Below are 1102 nucleotides of genomic sequence, written 5' to 3' on the forward strand. Positions count from 1 at the left end.
CGCCAATGATAGATGTCGCTGTGGCTTCTGCGATGCCAGGAATTGACCGTAAGATGTCATACTCTGGTAAAGGCTGAGCTAGAGCTACCATGTCGTTTAAGACAACTTGTCTGCGTTCAGAAAGACGAAGCAACTCTTGAGCATAGTAACGAACCTCTTCAAGCATTGGAGAGGTTTTCTTGACCGCACAAAAAGATTGTTTAGCGAGTTTTATAAGTTTATCAGTTAGGTAAGCAATACGCTTTTCAGAGATGCGTTTGGAGGTAGATTGACGGATAATCTCACACAAGTTACTTTGAGATAGGCTTAATACAAACTCTTTGCATGGAAAAGCCATCACTAAGTTCCAATATTGCTCTCCAGTAGGTGTGGATAATAGATTTTCCAATTCAGGAAATGTGACTTGTAGGACCTTGTGCAGACGGTTTTTAGTTCGAACAAGATCTTCTGTCATATTTTGATAGAAACGGCTTAAATCACGCAGGTGTTGATAAACTTCTTCCTGCACGTAAGTTGGTTTACGATTGTGCACAAGCTGAGATTTAGCCAGCTTTTCAGCGTCAATTTTATCTGTTTTACGAACTCGCAGACTGTCCAATTGCTTCTTAGCTTCCAGTGGATTTAGCCGTGTGTAAGCGTAACTATATTCCTCAAGAAAGGCTTGAAGACGTCGAGAATAGACGCCTGTAGCCTCAAATATAATCTCAGGGTTATGAACAGTTTTCAAGTCGCCCAACAGGCGATTGAATCCAATGGTATCATTGAGTATGGTGTAGCCATGAACCTTCTCACCATTGACTAAAATGGCCACCTCAGAACTTGTTTTACTGACATCAATTCCAAATACTGCACGCATGACATTACCTCTTTTGTCTTGAATAATTCCATGTTTTAGTGATTTTATTTTCAATACGCGACGTTTAGCGTCCTACATACTTTGATCAAACTCCACCTAAAACAAGGTGTCTTGCCAGTTTGTCAAGCGACGTCTAGCGCCATAGAGCCCTACGACTTTACAAGACACCACTACTTTAACATAAAGAAAAAGTAGTGAGTACTCTCTCCCGTCGGAGATTTCTTCACTACTAATCTTAGTATGTTT

General features: G+C 40.7%; 1 protein-coding gene. It reads right to left on the reverse strand.

Features of this window, described 5'->3' with window-relative positions; all coding sequences use genetic code 11:
- The coding region (locus HMPREF9425_RS09040; protein ID WP_037621941.1) for an IS110 family RNA-guided transposase at positions 1–856 on the reverse strand (856 nt) is incomplete at its 3' end.
- Positions 857–1102: the final 246 nt, after the last annotated feature.

This window comes from Streptococcus vestibularis ATCC 49124, assembly GCF_000188295.1.
GTDB classification, from domain to species: Bacteria; Bacillota; Bacilli; order Lactobacillales; family Streptococcaceae; genus Streptococcus; species Streptococcus vestibularis.